17 protein-coding genes and 2 tRNA genes are annotated in these 15,449 nt (G+C 71.0%); 6 read left to right on the plus strand and 13 right to left on the minus strand.

Annotation, left to right across the window (positions count from 1 at the left end; all coding sequences use genetic code 11):
* The first annotated feature begins 120 nt into the window (after positions 1 to 120).
* Positions 121 to 2,118 (plus strand): Stk1 family PASTA domain-containing Ser/Thr kinase, encoded by a 1,998-nt coding sequence (gene pknB / locus ACZ5ID_RS05985; protein WP_468893845.1) that lies wholly within the window; start codon positions 121 to 123, stop codon positions 2,116 to 2,118.
* A 97-nt stretch (positions 2,119 to 2,215) separates the two neighbouring features.
* On the opposite strand, the gene ACZ5ID_RS05990 is transcribed toward pknB, so the two are convergent.
* From ACZ5ID_RS05990 to ACZ5ID_RS06015, 6 genes are all read right to left on the minus strand, one after another.
* Positions 2,216 to 2,950, minus strand: a complete 735-nt coding sequence (locus ACZ5ID_RS05990) for a class E sortase (protein ID WP_468893847.1) — start codon at positions 2,948 to 2,950, stop codon at positions 2,216 to 2,218.
* A gap of 20 nt (positions 2,951 to 2,970) precedes the next feature.
* Entirely contained in the window at positions 2,971 to 4,194 is a 1,224-nt protein-coding gene (locus ACZ5ID_RS05995; protein WP_468893848.1) for a class E sortase, read from the minus strand.
* Complete coding sequence (locus tag ACZ5ID_RS06000) at positions 4,191 to 4,829, minus strand: aminodeoxychorismate/anthranilate synthase component II (RefSeq protein ID WP_468893849.1); 639 nt, start codon at positions 4,827 to 4,829, stop codon at positions 4,191 to 4,193. Before ACZ5ID_RS06000 ends, ACZ5ID_RS05995 begins: the two co-directional genes overlap by 4 nt.
* Entirely contained in the window at positions 4,826 to 5,002 is a 177-nt protein-coding gene (locus tag ACZ5ID_RS06005; protein WP_406554037.1) for a hypothetical protein, read from the minus strand. Before ACZ5ID_RS06005 ends, ACZ5ID_RS06000 begins: the two co-directional genes overlap by 4 nt.
* 67 nt (positions 5,003 to 5,069) lie before the next feature.
* Positions 5,070 to 5,762 (minus strand): class E sortase, encoded by a 693-nt coding sequence (locus tag ACZ5ID_RS06010; RefSeq protein WP_468893852.1) that lies wholly within the window; start codon positions 5,760 to 5,762, stop codon positions 5,070 to 5,072.
* Between the two features lie 19 nt (positions 5,763 to 5,781).
* Positions 5,782 to 6,570: a DUF881 domain-containing protein gene (locus ACZ5ID_RS06015; protein WP_468893854.1), complete on the minus strand. Its 789-nt coding sequence runs from the start codon at positions 6,568 to 6,570 to the stop codon at positions 5,782 to 5,784.
* A gap of 142 nt (positions 6,571 to 6,712) precedes the next feature.
* Between ACZ5ID_RS06015 and crgA the strand changes: the two genes are divergently transcribed.
* A complete protein-coding gene (crgA, locus tag ACZ5ID_RS06020; RefSeq protein WP_406555909.1) occupies positions 6,713 to 6,970 on the plus strand; it encodes a cell division protein CrgA in 258 nt (85 codons plus the stop codon).
* A gap of 303 nt (positions 6,971 to 7,273) precedes the next feature.
* Here crgA and ACZ5ID_RS06025 read toward each other — a convergent pair whose 3' ends face one another.
* Together ACZ5ID_RS06025 and ACZ5ID_RS06030 are read right to left on the minus strand one after the other, a co-directional pair.
* Positions 7,274 to 8,143 (minus strand): rhomboid family intramembrane serine protease, encoded by an 870-nt coding sequence (locus ACZ5ID_RS06025; RefSeq protein ID WP_468893856.1) that lies wholly within the window; start codon positions 8,141 to 8,143, stop codon positions 7,274 to 7,276.
* A gap of 161 nt (positions 8,144 to 8,304) precedes the next feature.
* Positions 8,305 to 8,838, minus strand: coding sequence for a peptidylprolyl isomerase (locus ACZ5ID_RS06030; RefSeq protein WP_468893859.1), 534 nt, complete (start codon positions 8,836 to 8,838; stop codon positions 8,305 to 8,307).
* Positions 8,839 to 9,174: 336 nt separating this feature from the next.
* Between ACZ5ID_RS06030 and ACZ5ID_RS06035 the strand changes: the two genes are divergently transcribed.
* Entirely contained in the window at positions 9,175 to 9,870 is a 696-nt protein-coding gene (locus ACZ5ID_RS06035; RefSeq protein ID WP_468893861.1) for a DUF5324 family protein, read from the plus strand.
* Positions 9,871 to 9,950: 80 nt separating this feature from the next.
* Here ACZ5ID_RS06035 and ACZ5ID_RS06040 read toward each other — a convergent pair.
* Positions 9,951 to 10,023: transfer RNA gene (locus tag ACZ5ID_RS06040), tRNA-Ala, on the minus strand.
* 151 nt (positions 10,024 to 10,174) lie between these two features.
* Between ACZ5ID_RS06040 and ACZ5ID_RS06045 the strand changes: the two genes are divergently transcribed.
* A complete protein-coding gene (locus ACZ5ID_RS06045; RefSeq protein WP_358837570.1) occupies positions 10,175 to 10,723 on the plus strand; it encodes a helix-turn-helix domain-containing protein in 549 nt (182 codons plus the stop codon).
* Between the two features lie 24 nt (positions 10,724 to 10,747).
* A complete protein-coding gene (locus ACZ5ID_RS06050; protein WP_468893863.1) occupies positions 10,748 to 12,103 on the plus strand; it encodes a serine/threonine-protein kinase in 1,356 nt (451 codons plus the stop codon).
* Positions 12,104 to 12,196: 93 nt separating this feature from the next.
* Here ACZ5ID_RS06050 and ACZ5ID_RS06055 read toward each other — a convergent pair whose 3' ends face one another.
* Together ACZ5ID_RS06055 and ACZ5ID_RS06060 are read right to left on the minus strand one after the other, a co-directional pair.
* Positions 12,197 to 13,531: a hypothetical protein gene (locus ACZ5ID_RS06055; RefSeq protein ID WP_468893865.1), complete on the minus strand. Its 1,335-nt coding sequence runs from the start codon at positions 13,529 to 13,531 to the stop codon at positions 12,197 to 12,199.
* A gap of 143 nt (positions 13,532 to 13,674) precedes the next feature.
* A complete protein-coding gene (locus tag ACZ5ID_RS06060) occupies positions 13,675 to 13,809 on the minus strand; it encodes a DLW-39 family protein (RefSeq protein ID WP_003958712.1) in 135 nt (44 codons plus the stop codon).
* A gap of 209 nt (positions 13,810 to 14,018) precedes the next feature.
* Between ACZ5ID_RS06060 and ACZ5ID_RS06065 the strand changes: the two genes are divergently transcribed.
* Positions 14,019 to 14,393: a DUF6344 domain-containing protein gene (locus ACZ5ID_RS06065; protein WP_468893867.1), complete on the plus strand. Its 375-nt coding sequence runs from the start codon at positions 14,019 to 14,021 to the stop codon at positions 14,391 to 14,393.
* A gap of 245 nt (positions 14,394 to 14,638) precedes the next feature.
* On the opposite strand, the gene ACZ5ID_RS06070 is transcribed toward ACZ5ID_RS06065, so the two are convergent.
* Together ACZ5ID_RS06070 and ACZ5ID_RS06075 are read right to left on the minus strand one after the other, a co-directional pair.
* Positions 14,639 to 14,712, minus strand: a tRNA-Ile gene (locus ACZ5ID_RS06070).
* Positions 14,713 to 14,822: 110 nt separating this feature from the next.
* The gene (locus ACZ5ID_RS06075) at positions 14,823 to 15,392 is read right to left on the minus strand and encodes a DUF3566 domain-containing protein (protein WP_406551084.1); all 570 of its coding nucleotides are present in this window, start codon (positions 15,390 to 15,392) and stop codon (positions 14,823 to 14,825) included.
* Positions 15,393 to 15,449: the final 57 nt, after the last annotated feature.

Raw genomic sequence — 15,449 nt, forward strand, 5'->3', positions numbered from 1 at the left:
CGGTATCAGCTGACGGTCACGGACGGATCAGCCACCGGTGCCCGGTAGCGTATGCGCGAACAGCACACCGCCGGACCACACACGGGTGCGGTCGGGACTGACGGAGAGGGCTGGAACGTTATGGAAGAGCCGCGTCGCCTCGGCGGCCGGTACGAGCTGGGCCAGGTGCTCGGCCGTGGTGGCATGGCGGAGGTCTACCTCGCGCACGACACCCGGCTCGGCCGCACCGTCGCCGTGAAGACGCTGCGGGCCGACCTCGCCCGCGACCCGTCCTTCCAGGCCCGGTTCCGCCGGGAGGCCCAGTCCGCCGCCTCGCTCAACCACCCGGCGATCGTCGCGGTCTACGACACCGGCGAGGACTACGTCGACCAGGTCTCCATTCCGTACATCGTGATGGAGTACGTCGACGGGTCCACCCTGCGTGAACTGCTGCACTCCGGGCGCAAGCTGCTGCCCGAGCGCACGCTGGAGATGACGGTCGGCATCCTCCAGGCCCTGGAGTACTCCCACCGCGCCGGCATCGTCCACCGCGACATCAAGCCGGCCAACGTCATGCTGACGCGCACCGGCCAGGTCAAGGTCATGGACTTCGGCATCGCGCGGGCCATGGGCGACTCCGGTATGACCATGACGCAGACCGCCGCCGTCATCGGCACCGCCCAGTACCTCTCCCCGGAGCAGGCCAAGGGCGAGCAGGTCGACGCCCGCTCCGACCTGTACTCCACCGGCTGCCTCCTCTACGAGCTGCTGACCGTACGGCCGCCGTTCGTCGGCGACTCGCCGGTCGCGGTCGCCTACCAGCACGTACGGGAAGAGCCGCAGCCGCCGAGCAACTTCGATCCCGAGATCACGCCGGAGATGGACGCCATCGTCCTGAAGGCGCTGGTCAAGGACCCGGACTACCGCTACCAGTCGGCGGACGAGATGCGCGCCGACATCGAGGCCTGCCTCGACGGCCAGCCGGTCGCCGCGACCTCCGCCATGGGCGCGGTCGGCTACGGCGGCTACGACGCCTACACCTCGGGCCCCCAGGACCAGCCCACCGCCGCCCTGCGCCCCGCGGACGCCGCGGGCCAGACGTCCATGCTGCCCCCGGTCAGCCCGGACGACGGCTACGACGACCGCCCCGCCCGCCGCCGCCAGAAGAAGTCGAACACCTCGACGATCCTGCTGGTGCTTGCCGGTGTACTGGTGCTCGTCGGCGCGATCCTGATCGGCAAGTCGGTCTTCGGCGGAAACAGCGACAGCGGCCAGGTGCCGGTGCCGCAGCTCGTCGGCGAGACCCGCAAGTCGGCCGAGACCCTGACGGCGAACGTCGGCCTCAAGCTGACCGTGGCCAAGACTGAGACCTGCGCCGACCAGCCCAAGGACAGCATCTGCAGCCAGAACCCGACCAGCGGCAAGCTGAACAAGGGCGAAGCGGTCTCAGTCGTCGTCTCCGCCGGCGCGCCCAAGGTCGAGGTCCCGGACGTCACGGAGAAGAAGAAGGACAACGCGACCCAACTCCTCAAGGAGAAGGGCTTCACCGTACAGACGACCACGGTCGAGTCCGAAGCCGAAGAGGGCACCGTCGTCAGCCAGGACCCCAAGGGCGGACAGCAGGCCGAGAAGGGCACCGAGGTCACGCTCTCGATCGCCAAGAAGAAGACGTCCAAGATCCCGGATGTCACGAACACCGACTACACCGCGGCGGTGAACCAGCTCAGCACGCTCGGCTTCACCAACGTCTCGCGCCAGGACGTCGACTCGGACAAGCCCGCCAACCAGGTCGTCGACCAGACGCCGAAGGGCAACACCAACCAGACCAAGGACGTCCAGATCGTCCTGAAGGTCTCCAAGGGCCCCCAGACGCCCGTGCCGGTCTCCGTGCCGGGCGTGGTCGGCAAGACGGTGAAGCAGGCCACCGAGATGCTCAACGCGGCCGGATTCAGCAACATCCAGTTCGCGCCGGGCAGCTCCACCGACGCCAAGGCGCGGGTCATCTCGCAGACCCCGCCGGCCACCACCCCGTCCGACCCGGCCACCACCGCCATCGTCCTGACGACGTTCGGCGGGGGCGGCGGAAACCAGGGCCAGGACGGCGGGAACTTCCCGTTCGGCGGCCCCTCCGGCCGCTGACCCCGGTACGCAGAAGCCCCGGTCCCCCTCACAGGGGGCCGGGGCTTTCCCGTACGTACGGACGGACGGACGGCGGGCGGGCGGCGGGCGGAAAGCCTCAGCGCAGCTCCGCCGGCTTCGTGCGCTTCTCGTCGACCTTCTGGGTGCGTACCAGCTCACCCCACACGATGTAGCGGTAGTCGGAGGTGTAGACCGGCGTGCACGTCGTCAGGGTGATGTAGTGGCCCGGCTTCTTCGCGCCGGACTCCTTGGGCACCGGCTGCAGGACGTCGACGTTGTACTTCGACGTCTCCTTGAGCTCAGCGAACGTCTTGTAGACGTACCAGGTGTCCTTCGTCTCGAAGACGATCGGATCGCCGGTCCTTATCTTGTCGATGTTGTGGAACTTGGCGCCGTGGCCGTCGCGGTGCGCGGCCAGCGTGAAGTTGCCCTTGTCGCCGCTCCCGGGCAGGACCGCCTTCAGGGGGTCCGTGTAGTAGCCCGCGACGCCGCCGTTGAGCACCTTGGTGTCGGTGCCCCGCTCCACCAGGACCTCGCCGTTCCTCATGGCGGGTACGTGCAGGAAGCCGATCCCGCCCTTGGTGTCGAGCGCTCCGGGGCCGCTGTTCGCCCAGTCGCGGCGCACGTCCTTGCTCTGCTTGGCGGCCTCACGGTCGGCTATGACGTTGGTCCACCACAGCGAGTAGACGACGAAGAGGCCGAGCACCAGCCCGGCCGTGATCAGCAGCTCGCCGAGGACGCTGACGGCCGCCGCGACAGCGCCGCGGCGGCGCGGGCGCGGCGGGGCGGGGGCCTCGGTCTGCTGCTCGTCGTGCTCGGTCCTCAACTCCACGGCACCTGTCTGTCGTTCCGTCAGCCGGCGAGCGCGTCGGGCACGCCCTTGCTGCGCGGTCGTTCGTCGACCATCTTGCCCCACACGATCATTCGGTACGTACTCGTGAACTCGGGCGTACAGGTCGTCAGTGTCAGGTAGCGGCCCGGCCGGGTGAACCCCGAGCCGACCGGGACCGGCTTGAGCACCGAGACGTTCTTGGGGCTGGTCGACGGGAGCATGCCGGTGATCGCGTACGTGTAGTACGCCTGCTGGGTCTCCACGATCACCAGATCGCCCGGCTTGAGCCGGTTGATGTAACGGAAGGGCTCGCCGTGCGTGTTGCGGTGCCCGGCGACGGCGAAGTTGCCCGTCCTGTCGCCCGGCATGGCGGTCTTCAGGCTGCCCTGGCCGTAGTGGCCGACCATGCCCTTGTCGAGGACCTTGTGCTTGCTGGTGCCCTCTGCGACGGGGACGACGACGTCCAGCTTCGGAATGTGCATGATCGCGAAGCCCTCGCCGGGCTCGAAGGCGCCGGGGACCTGCTTGCCGCTGTCCCAGCCGTGCGTGATCTTCTTCGCCTCGCTGCCCGCCTGCTGATGGGCGCGGATGTTGGTCCACCACAGCTGGTAGGTGACGAACAGGAGCATCACCACGCCGAGCGTGATGAACAGTTCGCCGATGATCCGGCTGGCCACCACGGCAGGGCTGTCCTTGCGCGCCTTGGCGGCGCGGCGCGCCTCCGCGCGGGTCGGCGGACGGCCGCTCGCCGCGGGACCGGCGGGTGCGGACGCGACCGGGGCGGAGGCCCGGTGTCCGCGCGCCTTGGCGGCCCGGCGCCGCTCCGCGCGCCCGCCGGTGGGGGGCGCGGGCGCGTCGGCTATCCGCTTGAGCGCCATGGTGGAGTCGTCGAAGGGGACGTCCTCGGGCAGGGGGCGGGCGGCGGGCTCCGCGTACCACTCCTGGGCCGGGGCGGCCGGGGTGGCCGCCGGCTCCTCCGCGCGTACGCGCGCGTAGGCGTCGTGCGGCGCCTGCGCCCGGGCGGGGGGCTGCGCCTGGTGCGGGGCCTGAGCCAGCCCCTCCGCCACGGCCTCCCCCTGCGCCTGAGCCTGCCCCTGGCCGGGGCCCTGTCCCTGCCCCTGTCCCTGTCCCTGTCCCAGTCCCTGCGGGGTGTTGTCCGCCCGGAACCAGGGCGACCCGTGACCACCCGCCGGAAGGGGGTCCGTCAGCGGGTCGTACTCGTGCTCGGGCCGGACGGCCGTCACGCCGCGGCCTTGCCCACCACCGGTGCCAGGCCTGCCGACCGCTCGACGGCTCCCGCGTCCCCGCACCGCACCAGCCAGTTGGCGAGCATGAGATGGCCGTGTTCGGTCAGGACCGACTCGGGGTGGAACTGGACGCCCTCCACCGGAAGTTCCCGGTGGCGCAGCCCCATGATGATCCCGTCGGCCGTCCGTGCGGTGACCTCCAGCTCAGCGGGGAGCGTCGAGGGCTCGGCGGCCAGCGAGTGGTACCGGGTCGCGGTGAACGGCGACGGCAGCCCCTGGAAGACGCCGAGGCCCTCGTGCAGGACCGGCGAGGTCTTGCCGTGCAGCAGCTCGGGCGCCCGGTCGACCACACCGCCGTACGCGACCATCATCGACTGCATACCGAGGCAGACGCCGAAGACCGGCACCCCGGTCCGCGCGCAGTGGCGCACCATGTCGACGCAGACACCGGCCTGCTCGGGCGCTCCGGGGCCGGGCGAGAGCAGTACGCCGTCGAAGCCGTCCTGGGCGTGCTCCAGGGTCACCTCGTCGTTGCGTACCACCTCGCACTCGGCGCCCAGCTGGTACAGGTACTGGACCAGGTTGAAGACAAAGCTGTCGTAGTTGTCCACGACGAGAACGCGTGCGCTCATCGGGTCGCTCCCCTGCCCTGGTCGACGGTCACATCGTTGAACGGCAGCAGCGGCTCCGCCCACGGGAAGACGTACTGGAAGAGCACATAGACAATCGCCAGTACCAGTACGAGCGAAGTGAACGCCCGTACCCACGCGTTGCCCGGCAGATGCCGCCAGATCCAGCCGTACATGCGGTCCGCTGTCCCTTCCGACGATCGTTACCGCACCAGACTAAGGGGCGGCGCCGTGGACAGGGGCTCAGCCGGTCAAAGCTTGGGGCTTGCCCTGGGCAGCCGGGCGGGTGGAGTCGAGGTGGGCCCAGGCGATCAGCCGGTGGCTGCTGCCCCATTCCGGGTCGCAGGTGGTGAGGGTCAGATAGCGGCCCGGGGAGCGGAACGGCGACTTGGCGGGGACCGGGTCGATGACCCCGACATCGCTCGGCACGGTCCGGTAGGGCCTGGTGTCGACGCGGTAGGTGAACCAGGTCGTCCCGTCGGTGAGGACCACCGCGTCGCCGGGCCGCAGCTCGGGGAAGTCCTTGAACGGGTCGCCGTAGGTGCGCCGGTGCCCGGCCACCGAGAAGTTGCCCGGCTGCCCGAGCCGGGTGGTGGTGGCGTAGTGCCCGAGGCCCTTCTGGAGGTCCTTGACGCCGGTCCCCTCCAGCACGGGCTTGTGCCAGTCCTTCCCCAGCCTGGGGATGTACATGACCGCGAAGGACTTTCCCTCGGTGTAGGGGGCGGGAGCGGGCGGCCCGGTGCGCCGGGGTGCGCTCGTGGCCGGGGCGCGTGCCCACTGGTGGCGCAGGTCGGAGATCTGGTGGTCGGCGGCGCTGTCCGCCTTCACCCCGGTCCAGTACAGGAGGTAGGCGACGAAGAGGACGATCAGGGTGCCGACGGTGAGGCACAGTTCGCTGAGGGTCCTGACGACCAGCCGCACCGAGACCACAGCCACCGGGCCGCCCCCTCCCGCGCTATCCCACCGGCTTCGCGTAGTGGAGATCCACTGTGCCCGAGTAGCCGGGCAGAGTCATCGCCTTGTGCTCGTCGACTTTCCAGCCGAGCCCGTAGGCCTTCACATACAGCTGGTAGTTCTGGATCGCCGGGGAGTCGGTGAGCGCCTGGCGCAGCTTCCCCAGGTCGCCGACGGCGGTGACCTTGTACGGGGGCGAGTAGACGCGGCCCTGGAGGATCAGGGTGTTGCCGACGCAGCGCACGGCGCTGGTGGAGATGAGCCGCTGGTCCATGACCTGGATGCCCCGGGCGCCGCCCTGCCACAGCGCGTTGACCACGGCCTGGAGGTCCTGCTGGTGGATGACCAGGTCGTTGGGCTGGGGGGCGGGGTAGCCGGGGGCGGCCGTGGCGTTGGGCGGGGCGTCGTTGAGGGTGACGGTGAGCGCCTTGCCGGCCACCTTCTCGGTGCCCGCCGCGTCCTTGAGGGCGGCGAACTGCTCGTCCTGTGCCTTGGTGGAGCCGTTGTCGCGCTGGGCGAGGGCGTCGACGTCGTTGCGGACGGTGGCGGTGGACTGGTCGAGCTCGGCGTTCTTGCGGCTGCGCTGCTGGATCAGGTCGGAGAGCTTCAGCAGCGAGGCGTCCGTACGGATATTGGTGCCCTTGGCGGTGTTGAAGCTGGTGACGAAGATGAGTCCGGCCAGGGCGAAGACGGCGGCGGAGAGCAGCCGGACGGGGCGGGCGCGGAAGCGGCGGCCCCGGTCTGCGGGCTCGTCGGGGAGCCCTTCGGGGGAGTCGGCGGAATTGCTCAACGTACCCTTATCTCCTTCGGCGGCACGGAAGCACTACGCTAACGGACGCCTGGGGGCAGCAGTGATCCCCGGTTGTCCCTCCGCCGCCGCCCAGCCACAGTTCCCTGCGCGGTAACGCAGCGCATCGACAGGAGTGTTCCTCGTGCCGAAGTCACGTATCCGCAAGAAGGCCGACTTCACGCCGCCGCCGGCGGCGAAGCAGGCCACCGCCATCAAGCTGGGCAGCCGGGGCTGGGTGGCCCCGGTGATGCTGGCGTTCTTCCTGATCGGGCTTGCCTGGATCGTCCTCTTCTATGTGACCGAGGGCGATCTGCCGCTGAAGTCCCTCGGGAACTGGAACATCGTGGTCGGCTTCGGCTTCATCGCCGGCGGCTTCGGTGTCTCCACGCAGTGGAAGTAGCGCGGCTGAAGTAGCGGGTCCACAGCCTCCTCGTCAAGCCTTGCCCACGGGTTATCCACAACGCTATCCACACTGGGGAAAAGGTCAGACGATCTGTGGATAACCTCCGCCGTGTTGACGCCGGTGTGACTGCACTCTTCCACACCGGCCCACGGCCCGCCCCTTGTCCTTGCTGGGAAAACCCAGGTCAGCGACAAGGGGCACAGCTGTTCCCCACGGGGTGCACAAGATCCGGCACACACTGTGGACAACCTTGGGGGAAAGCTCGACTCCGTGTGCCCGGCCTGGCGGTCGGCCCGCGGCTCAGGTGAGCGCGGCCGTGCGGGCCGCGACGATCACCACGACGGCCAGCAGGACCGCCGCGCAGGTCCCCCACTGGATGACCGCCCGGCGCTCGCGGGGCGCGTGGACCATGGCGTACGCGATCACCGTGCCGCCGACCAGGCCGCCGATATGGGCCTGCCAGGCGATCCCGCCCCAGGGGTTGAAGGTGATCACCAGGTTGATCACCAGGAGCGCGATCAGCGGGCGCATGTCGTAGTTCAGCTTGCGCATCAGCACGGCGGTGGCGCCGAACAGCCCGAAGATCGCCCCGGAGGCGCCGAGCGAGGGCGTGTTGGGGGCGGCGAGCCAGTACGTCAGCGCGCTTCCGGCGAGACCGGAGACGAAGTAGAGCGCCAGATAGCGCACCCGGCCGAGCGCCGCCTCCAGCGGCCCGCCGATCCACCACAGGCTGAGCATGTTGAAGGCGATGTGCGTGATGCCGCCGTGCAGGAACATCGAGGTCGCCAGGCGGTACCACTGGCCCTCGGCGACGCCCTGCAGCGAGTCGAAGCCGGGCACGAAGGCCCGCCCCAGCATCTCGTACGCGTACTCGAACTTGTCCCCGATCGCCCGCTGGAGCAGATAACCGACCAGATTCAGCCCGATAAGGATCTTGGTGAGCAGATGCGGGTCGCCGGGCGCGATCGCGGCGCCCGCCATCGTGCGCGGCTGGTTGGCCGTCCGCGTGTGCCCGGTGCCCGAGCCGCCCCGGACGCACTCCGGGCACTGGAATCCGACCGAGGCGCTGACCATGCACTCCGGGCAGATCGGGCGCTCGCAGCGGGTGCAGGTGATCCCCGTCTGCACGCCCGGGTGCCGGTAGCAGCTCGGCAGGCTCGCCTGGTCCATCGGGCTCCTTGTACTCGGTGTACTAGGTGTATGCGGTGTACGCGGCTCGCTGTACGGGCTCGCGCCGGGCGGCAACCGCGCCGCCCCGCTCGTCACGTCATACGGACGAGCGGGGCGGTTGGTTCCCCTCGAAAGGGTGCCGTCGGTGCGGTGAGCGGGGCTCAGCCCTCGCGGGACTCGATGACGACCGACTCGATCACCACGTCCTGGACGGGGCGGTCGGTGCGCGGGTTGGTCTGGGTGCCCGCGATGGCGTCGACGACCTTGCGGCCGGCGTCCGAGGAGACCTCGCCGAAGATCGTGTGCTTACGGGTCAGCCACGCCGTGGGGGACACCGTGATGAAGAACTGGGAGCCGTTGGTGCCCGGCCCCGCGTTCGCCATGGCCAGCAGGTAGGGCTTGTCGAAGGCCAGCTCCGGGTGGAACTCGTCGGCGAACTCGTACCCCGGGCCGCCGGTGCCGTTGCCCAGCGGGTCACCGCCCTGGATCATGAAGCCGCTGATCACGCGGTGGAAGACCGTGCCGTCGTAGAGCGGGTCCGTGGTCTGCTTGCCGGTCGCCGGGTGCGTCCACTCGCGCTCGCCCTTGGCCAGCTCGACGAAGTTCCTGACCGTCTTGGGGGCGTGGTTCGGCAGGAGCCGGATCTCGATGTCCCCCTGGTTGGTCCTGAGGGTGGCGTAAAGCTGCTCGGCCACGGTCTGCCTTCCTTTGGTCTGCGCTGACGTCCCACGATCCTCGCACGGAGGGCACCGCGGCAAGGAAACGCCGCCGTGTGCCGCCGATCGGGCCGAACACACGCCGTCCGGGACGCGGCCGTGGCATCGTCGGACCCGAGCTCTTCCCGCCCCGCCCTCGCGCCGTCGTGCCGTACTTCTTTCGAAGTCGCCCGCATGACCCGGATGCCTTTCCGCGCATGCCGGGTACCCGTCCGACAGGCATGATTTCGAGATGGGTGGAAAGGCGACACTGTGCTCATTCCGGCGACAACCCACCGGACCGCCCTGAACCCCGCCACCAAGGAGGAGGATCACGTGACCCGCATGGAGAGCGTGCGCGCCGCGACCGGCTCGGCGAAGGAGAGCGTGCTGCACGCCGCGGAAGTGGTGGCGCCCTACGCCGACTCGGCCAAGAACCAGGCCGCGCACTACGCGCACGAGACGCGCGTACGGCTCGCGCCCAAGGTGGCCAAGGCCGCCCAGCAGGCCCGCAGCCAGGCCCAGCAGCAGTACGGCTCATATGTCGCGCCGCATGTGCCGCCGAAGGTCGACGAGGTGGCCCGGGAAGCCGCCGCGCGCTCCCGCCGCGCCGCGCGCCAGGCGGCCCAGTACACGGCGCCCCGCGTCAGCCAGGCGGTCGCCGCCGCCCAGCCGGTCCGGGAAGAGGCCATGGCCCGCTCCACGGCCGCCCTCGCGGCGCTGCGCGGGCAGGTCTCCCCGCGCCAGATCGAGAAGCTGGTGAAGAAGCAGCGGCGCCGGGCCCGGGCCGGACGCGTCGCCAAGTACCTCGCGGTCGCCGGCCTTGTGGCGGGCGGCGCCGTGGCCGCCTGGAAGTGGTGGGACAAGCAGGCCAACCCGGACTGGCTGGTCGAGCCCCCGGCCCCGACCGAGGTCGCCGAACCGAATCCGCTGAGCGCCGTAGACGGCAGCAGCGGGGCCCTCGACCCGGAGGTCGAGGCCAAGGAGGCGGAGGAGGCCGAGTTCGGCGAGGAGCGCGGCGGGGGCCACTGACCCGGGCGCCCCGGCGGTACACAGCGAAACGGCGGGTGCCGTGGACCGGACGGTCCACGGCACCCGCCGTTGTCGTGCTGTGGAGCCTAGGGGAGTCGAACCCCTGACATCTGCCATGCAAAGACAGCGCTCTACCAACTGAGCTAAGGCCCCGGAAGGGTGGTGCGCAGACCAGAGTACCGGGTGGAGACGGGTATCCCGCAAAAGGATTGGGTCTCCCGGTGAGCGACCACTCTCCGTAAGATGCTCGTCGGGGTTCGCGACAGCGAAGCGCCCCGATGGGGAAGCGATGGGGAGACGCGCAATGGACGCAACGCAGCAAGAGGCGACCGCAAGAGCGAGGGAGCTTCAGCGGAGCTGGTACGGGGAGCCACTGGGGGCGCTCTTCCGCCGACTGATAGACGATCTGGGCCTGAATCAGGCCAGGCTCGCCGGCGTCCTCGGCCTCTCGGCCCCCATGCTGTCCCAGCTGATGAGCGGTCAGCGCGCCAAGATCGGCAACCCGGCCGTCGTCCAGCGCGTCCAGGCCCTCCAGGACCTGGCCGGCCAGGTCGCCGACGGCAGCGTCAGCGCCGCCGAGGCCACCGACCGGATGGACGAGATCAAGAAGTCCCAGGGCGGCTCCGTCCTCACCAACACCGGGCAGACCACGACGAGTTCCGGCGCTCCCACCGTGCGCCGCGTGGTGCGCGAGATCCAGTCGCTGCTGCGCTCGGTCGCCGCCGCCGGGGACATCATCGACGCCGCCGACACCCTCGCCCCGGCCCACCCCGAGCTGGCAGAGTTCCTCCGGGTGTACGGCGCCGGACGCACCGCCGAGGCGGTCGCCCACTACGAGGCGCACCAGAGCTGACGGCCATGGGGGCGGGGGTGCCAGGTGGGTGAGGTCTTCGCCGGTCGGTACGAACTCATCGACCCGATCGGCCGGGGTGGTGTCGGCGCCGTCTGGCGCGCCTGGGACCACCGCCGCCGCCGCTGTGTGGCGGCGAAGGTCCTCCAGCAGAGCGACGCGCACACCCTGCTGCGGTTCGTCCGCGAGCAGGCGCTGAGGATCGACCACCCTCATGTGCTGGCCCCGGCGAGCTGGGCCGCCGACGACGACAAGGTCCTGTTCACCATGGACCTGGTGACCGGCGGCTCGCTGGCCCATCTGATCGGGGACTACGGGCCGCTGCCGCCCCGGTTCGTCTGCGTCCTGCTGGACCAGTTGCTCGCCGGTCTCGCGGCGGTCCACGCCGAGGGCGTCGTCCACCGCGACATCAAACCGGCCAACATCCTTCTGGAGGCGACCGGCACCGGACGGCCGCATCTGCGGGTGTCCGACTTCGGCATCGCGATGCGCAAGGGCGAGCCGCGGCTGACCGAGACGAACTACGTGATGGGGACGCCGGGGTACTTCGCGCCCGAGCAGATCATGGGCGCGGACCCGGACTTCCCGTCCGATCTGTTCGCGGTCGGCCTGGTCGCCCTGTACCTGCTGGAGGGTCAGAAACCGGACGCCCGGGCGCTGGTGGAGTACTTCACCGCCCACGGCACCCCAGGAGCCCCCCAGGGCGTCCCTGAGCCGCTGTGGCAGGTCCTGGCGGGTCTGCTCCAGCCGGACCCGCACGTACGCTTCCGGACGGCCACGGGGGCGCGCAAGGCGCTCGCCTCGGCCGTGGAGCTGCTGCCGGACGCCTCGCCCGACGAGGAGCCGGTCGAGGTCTTCGATCAGGTCGGACCGCTTCCGGAAGGATTCGTGCCGCGCGAGCTCCCGCCGGTCCTGCGGCACCCGCGGGCGCCCGGAACGCCACAGCACTCCACAGGGGCCCCGGCCCGGCCTCCGGGCCCCTCACACGAGCAGCCGCACGGTCAGGAACGGCAGGAACACCAACCCCCGCACCCGGACCGTCCGTTGTCCGCGCCCACACCGCCCACAGCGGACGGATTCCGCCCCGTCCCGCCCCCCTATCCGCCCTCGTACACCCCGACCCCTGCCACCAAGCGGTACACCGGCCAGAGCGTCCGGGTCCCGCCTCCCGCGCCGCCGGTGTCCGGGCCCGTGACGCCCTCGTCGCCGGGGGCCGTCGTCCCGCCCCCCGCGGCCCGGCACAAACGCTCGGGGCCGCCCCCCGGAGCGACGGTCCCGAAGGCAACGGTTCCGAGGTCGACGGTCCCGAAATCGACCGTTCCGGTCCTGTTGCTCGCGCTGCTCTGCTTCGCCGTCGGCTTCTGGGCGCTCAGCCAGATCTGACGGCACCGACCACCTCCTACGGAGGCGCCACAGCAGCCAGAGGCGCAGACACTCGGGCGCCCAGAGGCGCAGGCCCCTCGGACGCTCAAGCGCTCACACGCTCGGCCCGTCCCCGCCGCCCCCGCTCCCAGCCGCCCCCGCCCGCCGCCGCGCGACGGCCGTCCGCACCCCGGCCCACAGCACCAGCAGCGTCCCCGTCCCGATCCCGGCCGCCGCGAGCAGCCGCATCTTCGTCGAGTCGCCGCCGTGCCCGGCGGTGGTCGCGGCCGGGTCCGAAGCCCGGCCGCCGGCCGCGAAGTCGGGCGCGGCCCCCTCGTACGCCGGTCCCCGCCCCGCCTCTCCCCGTACCCCCACCCGGAGCGTCACGGGATAGGCCCCCGCGCCGAGCGTCCGGGCGGCCTGGGGGCTGAGGCTGACCGCCAGGTAGTGGTCGCCGCCCAGGCGCAGCGCTCCGACCTGGTCCGAGGTGGAGTAACGGTTTCTGTACGCCACCGCCGGGAGCGGCGGGAAGGAGACGGAGGCGGGCTTCCCGTCGTACCCCGTCTCCGCGTCCGCCACCGGGCCCAGCGCCGGGTTGTAGAGCTGGAAGTCGAGGGCGTGGGGCACGTATCCGCTGCCGGGGGCGCGGCCCAGTTCGGCGGTGGCGAAGAGCTGCTGCCCCCAGCCGACCGGGACGCGGTAGAAGAGGGTGGCGCCCGGCCTCAGCGTGTCGCGCCAGGCGCCGGCGGCCAGCCGGGGCGCGTCGGCGAAGCCCGTACCGCCGTGGGCCGTGTGCGCGGCCGAGGAGGGCGCGGGCGGCGAGGCGGTCGGCCATTTCGTGGGCGCGGCCGTGGGCTCCTGGGCCGTGAGCCCCGGTTCCCTGACGTGCCGCAGTTCCAGCCCCCATTCGCCGGGCGCCGAGGCCGCGTCCCCGATCCGCTGGACCAACACGTAGTAGCGGCCCGCAGTCTGACAGGACGTCCGGTTTCCGGTCTTGCCCCGTGAGACGTACGCGGCGACCGGCCTCGGGTACTCGGGCGGGCCGAAGGTCGCGCGGCCGGTGGCGCAGGTGTTGCCGTCGCCGTCCTGGAGCGTGAGCTCGATGCCGTCACCGAAGACGACCTCGGCGTCCGGCCTCGGCACGGCCACGGCCGACACATAGGCGTCTCCGGTGGCGCCCAGGTCGACCTGGTAGTACGCCTTGGCGCCGGGTCCGAGAGCCGAGCGGTACACCGCTCCGGCCGCCAGCCGGGGCGCGCCCGGGCCGGTCGCGGCTGCGGTGACGGGCTGGGCGCGGGGGTCGTAGCGGTAGGGGCTCTCGGCGCGGGCCGGGCGGTGCGGCCGGGGGCCTTCGGCGGCCTGGGCCCCTGGCCCGTAGAGAGCCGTCGGCGTGATGAGCGACGCGGCCAGGGCCGCCACGGCCCGGCCCTTCCCACGCTGGTTCCTCATGCCGCCGCGCCCCCTTCAATTTTGCTTCTGCAAGCCATTGATTTGCGCAGGTGAACCCGTGGGGTGCTCATCCCGGGGCACATGACAGCACAGAGCCCCGGCCGCATCGGCGGCCGGGGCTCTGCAACGGGACTCTGTGGGGCTCACACACCCGAACCTGCGGGCACGGAGTCGGTCGCCTCCGTCCACAGGTCCTGCTCGGCGCGATCCGCCTGGATCTGGCGGTACACGAGGAGCCCGCCGATGGCGGCCAGTGCGACCAGGAGGAGCTTCTTCACCGCGCGACCTCGTCTTTCCTTGACGTAAGGGACCTCTGCCGCCCGACTATACACACCGATCGATATCAATCGGTGATGGTCCATCCGAGTGCAGTTCATCGGAACATCGGCCCATACGGTGCGTCGCTCCTTCGCTCTCCGCCGGTCTTGCACATCATGAGATACAACGCAAATCGGGCAACCCGGAACGACACAGAAGCGAGGAAGTCATGGCAACCAGCAAGCTCACGACCTGGTGGACCGCACTCATCGGCGCGCTCGTCGCCCTCCTCGCCTTCTTCGGACTGACCGGTCAGGCAGCCGCAGCCGCGTCCGTACCCCAGCAGGGCGCCCCGCGCCACCTGAGCGAAGCCGCGGCTCCCGAGAGGCCGAACGTGCGATGGGCCCTGCCCAGTGCGTCGGCCCTGCCGCCCACCATGAAGCAGCGCATCCGCGCCGAGGCCCACGGGTCCTCGCCGTCGAGCAGGCACCTGCCCGGAGCCCACGACGAGAACGAGGGCGGCGACGGAGCGCAGGCAACAGCCCCCGACGACACGACGGAAGAGCCCGCCGGGGACGGCGTGGCCCCGCCCCCCTCCTCCTGACCCCTCCCGGCTCCTGCCCGAGCCCGCGACCCACGAGCCCGGCGACTCCCCCGAGTCGCCGGGCTTCTTCGTGCGCGTACGTACGTAGTACGTACGCGAAGGACACGCAACGGGACCCGGCCGTCCCCACCGGACCCCGGCGCCGCGGCGCCGGCCCAGGTCCGGCGAAGCCGTGGCAGCGCGACAAGACCCGTCCGCACAACGAAAAGGTCCCCGGACGAATCGTCCGGGGACCTTCTGCACTGTGGGGCTAACAGGATTTGAACCTGTGGCCTCATCCTTATCAGGGATGCGCTCTAACCAACTGAGCTATAGCCCCGCCGCGCTCTGCGGGGTGTCCCCCCGCGCGCTGACCTCTGAAGATTAGCGCACGTGGGGGCCAGTCCCAAAATCGATGGCCGCCCCCGGTCCGACCTGGGGCGACCCGCCCTACTCGTCCTCGGCGAGCGTGAGCTCGATGCCGCCCACGAAACCGGCCGAGAGGTTGTAGATGAACGCGCCGAGCGTCGCCAGCGCGGTGGCGAGCACCACGTCGATGACGGCGATCACCGAGGTGAACATCAGCACGCGCGGCAGCGACAGGAAGGACTGCAGATCGAAGCCGTTCGACTCGTTGGAGCCGGTGGCCTCGCTGATGGTCCCGCCCACCGACGAGAAGACGCCCATCGCGTCCATGACCATCCACAGCACCGCCGACGCCACCACCGTGCACACGCCCAGCGCGATGGAGAGCAGGAAGCTGACCTTCATCACCGACCACGGGTCGGCCTTGGCCACCCGCAGCCGTGCCTTGCGCGTACGCGGCGTCGTACGCGCCCCCGTGCGGGGGCGGCGGACGGCGGGGCCGCCGCCACGCTGCTGGCCGCCCTGCGTCCCGTTCTGGGACGGGTAGGCCTGCGGCGGGTGGTACGGCTGCGCGGTGCCCGAGGAGGGCTTCTCGCGCTCGCCGGGCAGCGCCCCGTAGTCGGACCGGGCCTCAGGCCCGCGGGTGTCGGTCACCGTTACCCCCTGGGAGTCCGCGGCAGGGCCACGGGCACCGTTCGCTCCGGAAGCGGC

The sequence above is a fragment of the Streptomyces sp. NPDC031670 genome (assembly GCF_055580545.1).

Coding starts and splice junctions, on each gene's coding strand:
- pknB (WP_468893845.1), top strand. CDS start 121: ATGGAAGAGCCGCGTCGCCTCGGCGGCCGGTACGAGCTGGGCCAGGTG.
- ACZ5ID_RS06000 (WP_468893849.1), bottom strand. CDS start 4,829: ATGAGCGCACGCGTTCTCGTCGTGGACAACTACGACAGCTTTGTCTTC.
- ACZ5ID_RS06005 (WP_406554037.1), bottom strand. CDS start 5,002: ATGTACGGCTGGATCTGGCGGCATCTGCCGGGCAACGCGTGGGTACGG.
- ACZ5ID_RS06025 (WP_468893856.1), bottom strand. CDS start 8,143: ATGGACCAGGCGAGCCTGCCGAGCTGCTACCGGCACCCGGGCGTGCAG.
- ACZ5ID_RS06045 (WP_358837570.1), top strand. CDS start 10,175: ATGGACGCAACGCAGCAAGAGGCGACCGCAAGAGCGAGGGAGCTTCAG.
- ACZ5ID_RS06055 (WP_468893865.1), bottom strand. CDS start 13,531: ATGAGGAACCAGCGTGGGAAGGGCCGGGCCGTGGCGGCCCTGGCCGCG.
- ACZ5ID_RS06065 (WP_468893867.1), top strand. CDS start 14,019: ATGGCAACCAGCAAGCTCACGACCTGGTGGACCGCACTCATCGGCGCG.